At 55.1% G+C, this 5,474-nt stretch carries 8 protein-coding genes and 1 pseudogene; 4 read left to right on the plus strand and 5 right to left on the minus strand.

Translation table 11 applies throughout. From position 1 onward, the window contains the following. Positions 1-197 precede the first annotated feature (197 nt). The 4 genes from AX755_RS26125 to AX755_RS19260 all read left to right on the plus strand — a co-directional run bounded on the left by AX755_RS26125 (position 198) and on the right by AX755_RS19260 (position 3,172). A complete protein-coding gene (locus AX755_RS26125; RefSeq protein WP_025714488.1) occupies positions 198-494 on the plus strand; it encodes a double zinc ribbon domain-containing protein in 297 nt (98 codons plus the stop codon). Positions 495-501: 7 nt separating this feature from the next. Continuing rightward, the gene (locus AX755_RS19250; protein ID WP_011638900.1) at positions 502-1,068 is read left to right on the plus strand and encodes a recombinase family protein; all 567 of its coding nucleotides are present in this window, start codon (positions 502-504) and stop codon (positions 1,066-1,068) included. Between the two features lie 19 nt (positions 1,069-1,087). After that, positions 1,088-2,047: a cation diffusion facilitator family transporter gene (locus AX755_RS19255; RefSeq protein WP_023294863.1), complete on the plus strand. Its 960-nt coding sequence runs from the start codon at positions 1,088-1,090 to the stop codon at positions 2,045-2,047. A 120-nt stretch (positions 2,048-2,167) separates the two neighbouring features. Beyond that, complete coding sequence (locus AX755_RS19260) at positions 2,168-3,172, plus strand: IS110-like element IS4321 family transposase (RefSeq protein WP_000427623.1); 1,005 nt, start codon at positions 2,168-2,170, stop codon at positions 3,170-3,172. A gap of 318 nt (positions 3,173-3,490) precedes the next feature. Here AX755_RS19260 and AX755_RS19270 read toward each other — a convergent pair whose 3' ends face one another. The 5 genes and pseudogenes from AX755_RS19270 to AX755_RS24860 all read right to left on the minus strand — a co-directional run. Continuing rightward, positions 3,491-3,805, minus strand: coding sequence for a hypothetical protein (locus tag AX755_RS19270; RefSeq protein ID WP_000091613.1), 315 nt, complete (start codon positions 3,803-3,805; stop codon positions 3,491-3,493). A 254-nt stretch (positions 3,806-4,059) separates the two neighbouring features. Continuing rightward, positions 4,060-4,416, minus strand: coding sequence for a cupin domain-containing protein (locus AX755_RS19275; RefSeq protein WP_000215515.1), 357 nt, complete (start codon positions 4,414-4,416; stop codon positions 4,060-4,062). Beyond that, positions 4,406-4,807, minus strand: coding sequence for a HepT-like ribonuclease domain-containing protein (locus tag AX755_RS19280; RefSeq protein ID WP_001293886.1), 402 nt, complete (start codon positions 4,805-4,807; stop codon positions 4,406-4,408). The genes AX755_RS19275 and AX755_RS19280 overlap by 11 nt, the downstream gene beginning before the upstream one ends. Next, complete coding sequence (locus AX755_RS19285) at positions 4,804-5,094, minus strand: nucleotidyltransferase family protein (RefSeq protein WP_001247892.1); 291 nt, start codon at positions 5,092-5,094, stop codon at positions 4,804-4,806. The genes AX755_RS19280 and AX755_RS19285 overlap by 4 nt, the downstream gene beginning before the upstream one ends. Positions 5,095-5,149: 55 nt before the next feature. Further along, positions 5,150-5,389: pseudogene (locus AX755_RS24860) on the minus strand (integrase core domain-containing protein); the annotation flags it as partial. Between the last annotated feature and the right edge of the window lie 85 nt (positions 5,390-5,474).

The raw sequence follows: 5,474 nt of genomic DNA on the forward strand, positions 1-5,474 counted from the left end.
GCGCCTGGTAAGCAGAGTTTTTGAAATGTAAGGCCTTTGAATAAGACAAAACGCTGCCTCATCGCTAACTTTGCAACAGTGCCGTTCTTGAAACTTTATTCTTGAATTCTTATCATATCAACGCGTTTCGAGAAATAGTGATGTAGCCAACCGCTGCCCCAAGTGGCTTTGACGTGTTTACGAAAGGAGAAAGACTCATGGGTATTTTTGACAGACTTTTCGGTGGCCACCACGGTGGCGGTTACAGCGGTGGTGGGCATCACGGTGGTGGGCATCACGGTGGTGGCGGTGGGTACGGAAGCGGCGGGCCGCCAGCGGGCGGGTGGGGTAATGGCGGCCTTGCTTGCCCCAACTGCAAGGCATCTAACGCGCCAGGCGCTCGCTTCTGCCAGCAGTGCGGGACTTCGTTGGTTCCTTCGGCTTGCGCGCAATGCGGAACCACACTGCAACCGGGTACGAAGTTTTGCGCTCAGTGCGGCAAGGCAGCGGTCTGACCGTGCCATGCTCGTCGGCTATGCGCGCGTCTCGACGCAGGATCAGAACCTGGAGCTACAGCGAGAGGCCTTGACCCAGGCCGGGTGCCAAAAGCTCTTTGAGGACAAATTAAGCGGCACGAGAGCCGAGCGCCCCGGCTTGGCCAAGGCGCTTGAAATGCTACGCAAGGGAGACACGCTGGTCGTCTGGAAGCTGGATCGCCTGGGCCGTAGCGTCAAGCAATTGGTCGATCTGGTCAGCGAGTTGCACAAGCAGAGCATCCAGTTCAAGAGTCTCACCGACGCCATCGACACCGGCACGCCGTCGGGACGGTTCTTCTTTCACGTCATGGCCAGCCTCGCCGAAATGGAGCGCGAGCTGACGGTGGAGCGGACCCGTGCAGGATTGGCGGTCGCCCGGCTGTCAGGCCGCAAGGGAGGACGCAAACCGAAGATGACCAAAAGCAAGATTGAATCGGCCAAGAAACTGCTCGCCAGCGGGATCGCTCCCAAGGACGTGGCCAAGAACCTCGGGGTCTCAATCCCGACGTTGTATCGCTGGGTGCCGGCTTCCGGTCACGCTGAACAAAAATGAACTCAGAAGAAGGACGAAGATGAGCACCAATCACTCCCATGCCCTACCCAGCGAGCGCAATGAAAAATCGCTCTGGATCGCCCTGGCGCTGACCGGAAGCTTCCTGCTGGCCGAAGTCGCCGCAGGCATTGTTTTCAACAGCCTGGCCCTGCTCTCAGATGCGGCGCACATGTTCACGGATGCAGCGGCGCTGGCCATCGCCTTGGCGGCTGTACGGGTGGCGAGACGGCCAGCCGATGCCAAGCGCACCTATGGCTACTACCGCTTCGAAATCCTTGCGGCCGCATTCAACGCCCTGTTGCTCTTCGGCGTCGCTGGCTACATCCTGTATGAGGGCTGGCAGCGTTTGCGCGAGCCAGCGCAGGTTCAGTCCAGCGGGATGCTGGTGGTAGCAGTGCTGGGTCTGATCGTCAACCTCATCAGCATGCGTATGCTTCAGGGCGGCAAGGACAAGAGCCTCAACGTCAAAGGCGCTTATCTGGAGGTCTGGAGCGACATGCTTGGCTCCATCGGCGTGATCGGAGCTGCGCTGGTCATCCGATTCACCGGCTGGGTGTGGGTAGATGCGGTCGTCGCCGTGGCAATTGGGCTTTGGGTGCTGCCACGAACTTGGCTGCTACTCAAGGAAAGCCTGAATGTCTTGCTGGAGGGAGTCCCAGACGGCATTGACATGGGAGCCTTGATGGCATCTGTTCAGGCCGTGCCAGGCGTGACAGGGCTGCATGACTTGCACGTATGGGCGCTCACGAGCGGCAAGGTCAGCATGACCGCTCATATCGTGTATGCGCCGGAAATAGGGCCCGACGAGTTGCTCAAAACCCTCAAGTTGTTGCTGGCTGACCGATTCAGCATCTTCCATACGACGCTGCAACTGGAGATTGTTGCCTGTGAGCACAGCGTCGATGGGTGCAACTTCGTGGATCATCGCCACAAAGAACCGAGTTCTCAACCAGACCAAGCCGCAGCCCGGCAGGCGTGACTAATGGGACTCCTACTACCCGGCTAGCCAAACCGGTCTTAGCGTACGATTTTTAATGAGATGGTCACTCCCTCCTTCCCGGTACTATGCTGAGGACAGGCTTTCATTCGGAGAACTATCATGGAAAACATTGCGCTCATTGGTATCGATCTGGGTAAAAACTCTTTCCATATTCATTGCCAGGATCGTCGCGGGAAGGCTGTTTACCGTAAAAAATTTACCCGGCCAAAGTTGATCGAATTTTTGGCGACATGCCCCGCTACAACCATCGCAATGGAAGCCTGTGGCGGTTCTCACTTTATGGCACGCAAGTTGGAAGAGTTGGGGCATTCCCCAAAGCTGATATCACCACAATTTGTCCGCCCGTTCGTTAAAAGCAATAAAAACGACTTTGTCGACGCCGAAGCTATTTGTGAAGCTGCATCGCGTCCGTCTATGCGTTTTGTGCAGCCCAGAACGGAATCTCAGCAGGCAATGCGGGCTCTGCATCGTGTCCGTGAATCCCTGGTTCAGGATAAGGTAAAAACAACCAATCAAATGCATGCTTTTCTGCTGGAATTTGGCATTAGCGTTCCCCGAGGAGCTGCCGTTATTAGCCGACTGAGTACCATTCTTGAGGATAATAGTTTGCCTCTTTACCTCAGCCAGTTATTGCTGAAATTACAACAGCATTATCACTATCTTGTTGAGCAGATTAAAGATTTGGAATCCCAGTTGAAACGAAAGTTGGACGAAGATGAGGTTGGACAGCGCTTGCTGAGCATTCCCTGCGTCGGAACACTGACAGCGAGTACTATTTCAACTGAGATTGGCGACGGGAAGCAGTACGCCAGCAGCCGTGACTTTGCGGCGGCAACAGGGCTTGTACCTCGGCAGTACAGCACGGGAGGTAGGACGACATTGCTGGGAATTAGTAAGCGAGGTAATAAAAAGATCCGAACTTTGTTGGTTCAATGTGCCAGGGTATTCATACAAAAACTGGAACACCAGTCTGGCAAATTGGCCGATTGGGTCAGGGATTTACTGTGCCGGAAAAGCAACTTTGTCGTCACTTGTGCTCTGGCAAACAAGCTGGCCAGAATAGCCTGGGCCCTAACGGCACGACAGCAAACTTATGTAGCATAACGGCAGAAATACACCGGTTTAAAGAATTACTGATCTGGTTTTGCGAATACTGATATTGATGATACTAACGGCCCACCGGCCTGTTGAGGAACCTGTAAAACGGAAAGGCTCATTGAAGCCGTATATTTTCTGGAGGTTCATCAGGCGCGGAACTCATCAAGGCGCGGGAATAAAATCCCATTCAGACGCCGGATAGATTCAAGCAAGCCAACTTGTCGTCAAAATCGGTGTTGCAAAAACGGGAGTGACCATAGATTCCGTTTTCTGAGACGACCCCAAACAGGTGTCGGGAAATTTCGTTGAGATATTTTGAAGGAATCACAGTGTAAGCAGGCGCTTTTTCAGGGAGGCGCGTTCTTGCGGGTTGCGTCCCTTGTGATTGGCGATGCGATCCGCCGTGGCGGCCTGGCGCTTGACGGGCCAGTAGGAGCGGCCATCCTTGCCCATCGACCAGACGCTGCTGGCCTGGTTTTCCAGCAGGGGCAGATGGGCGCTCAGGGCTTCGGGCGACGCGCTGGTCAGCGCCGTGCGCTCACGGGTGCGCCAGCGCTGATGCCAGAGCTTCTTGTCCTCGCGCTCGCTGCCGCAGGTCGTGTGCCCGACGATGGGTGTTTTGCGGCGGCTGCGGCTCATAACGTAGTGGTCTCCAAGAACATTCAGGACTGATCCCAGGCGTCGATGGTCAAGACCTGATCGGCAGGACAGGCGGCTACGCGGTCGGGAACTGGATGGTGTTCAGTCTCATGCCGACCCCATTCGATTGATCGCGTCGCTTGCGGCACGCTGCGACGCAAGGAGGTTTGCGACCTGGTTTAGCAGCCGTGTCCGCTGCATGTCTGTTACCTATCTCCCCGACCGCTCATTGGACCAACTCCAGAGATTGGGCTCTATCGCTCAGCCAATACGAAACCGGCATTGGCTGATGCCACAACCGAGACTAACACAAATGGCTCGGTACCTGTATTTCGCGCCCCGTGCACTTGGCCCGGTCTTGCCACGGCTATCTCACCTTCCCTGAGGGCACGAACAATCCCATTGCCCTGAAAGTAATCAGCCATTCCCGACAAAACAGTCCACGTGTCTTGGCCGTGAGGATGAATGTGAGCCGCAATTTCCTGCCCGGGATGGACATGCCAAACCACGATAATTGAGTCTCGGGTTTCAAGCACAACGGAACGAATAGGCTCGCCTTCGGACGGCTGAACATACTCGGCTACAGAAAATATTCTCGATTCAACAGTCATCGGAGATCCCTCTTTCACAGTTGTCGTTACGGTCTTCATCGTCGGCATCCTGACGCACGGCGGGCAATTGCTGGAGCAACGCCGGCAGCCATTCCTGTACCGTCTCCCACACCACATCGAGGTTGATGTCGAAATAGCCGTGAGCCATGCGATTACGCATATTGCGCATGCTGCGCCACGGCACGTCGGCATGCGCCTGGGTGAACTCGACGTAGCCATCCATCACCTTTGTGGCCGCCTCGCCGATGACGATCAGGCTCATGATGACGGCCTGCTGGGTGCGCTTGTCGGCCAAGAAGTCGTCCTTGGCCATCCCTTCCACGAAGCTGCGCGCATCGGTTGCGGCCTGCTGAATGTGGTCGAGGTAATCGGGCAGGCGGTTCTCGCTCATATCGGTTGCGCCTCCGCGAGCACCTTGGCCCGGAACTTCGGCGGCAGGTCGCCGGGAGTCAGCAGATCGACGTCAACGCCGAGCAGCGATTTCAGTTCTTCTTCCAAATCGCCCAAGTCCAACAACGTGGCACCGGGCAGCGCATCGACCAACAGGTCGAGGTCGCTGCCATCCCGGTCGGTGCCATGCAGCACCGAGCCGAAGACGCGCGGGTTCGCGGCGCGAAAGCGGCCTACCGCTTCACGCACTGCGCTTCGCTTCATGTCAAGCACAACAGACGGTCGCATGCGCATCCTTTCTTATCGAAACTCGTTGAGATGATATGCAATCAAGAATAGAATTTCAAGAACTTGTATGGGTCCACCACATATTGCAATTTTTACTCTCACGTAAAATATAGTCCACTGGCGTCATCAGTTCGAGTGATTTATGTGGCCTTTTGCTGTTATACAGCACCAGATATTCAGCCATTCTTTGATTAAACAAATTCAGGTCCTCAAAAAGCAACAATTCATTGAATTCAATAAATTGTTCTCTAAGTGTCCGGTTAAATCGCTCACAGGTCGCATTCATTTTCGGTGTGGGCACTGTTGCAAAGTTAGCGATGAGGCAGCGTTTTGTCTTATTCAAAGGCCTTACATTTCAAAAACTCTGCTTACCAGGCGCA

The organism is Enterobacter sp. SENG-6, from assembly GCF_001605945.1.
Classification (GTDB): Bacteria; Pseudomonadota; Gammaproteobacteria; order Enterobacterales; family Enterobacteriaceae; genus Enterobacter; species Enterobacter cloacae.

Bases quoted from the DNA above. Each gene is read 5' to 3' on its own strand.
- AX755_RS26125 (WP_025714488.1), top strand. From the start codon at position 198: ATGGGTATTTTTGACAGACTTTTCGGTGGCCACCACGGTGGCGGTTAC.
- AX755_RS19250 (WP_011638900.1), top strand. From the start codon at position 502: ATGCTCGTCGGCTATGCGCGCGTCTCGACGCAGGATCAGAACCTGGAG.
- AX755_RS19255 (WP_023294863.1), top strand. From the start codon at position 1,088: ATGAGCACCAATCACTCCCATGCCCTACCCAGCGAGCGCAATGAAAAA.
- AX755_RS19260 (WP_000427623.1), top strand. From the start codon at position 2,168: ATGGAAAACATTGCGCTCATTGGTATCGATCTGGGTAAAAACTCTTTC.
- AX755_RS19270 (WP_000091613.1), bottom strand. From the start codon at position 3,805: ATGAGCCGCAGCCGCCGCAAAACACCCATCGTCGGGCACACGACCTGC.
- AX755_RS19275 (WP_000215515.1), bottom strand. From the start codon at position 4,416: ATGACTGTTGAATCGAGAATATTTTCTGTAGCCGAGTATGTTCAGCCG.
- AX755_RS19280 (WP_001293886.1), bottom strand. From the start codon at position 4,807: ATGAGCGAGAACCGCCTGCCCGATTACCTCGACCACATTCAGCAGGCC.
- AX755_RS19285 (WP_001247892.1), bottom strand. From the start codon at position 5,094: ATGCGACCGTCTGTTGTGCTTGACATGAAGCGAAGCGCAGTGCGTGAA.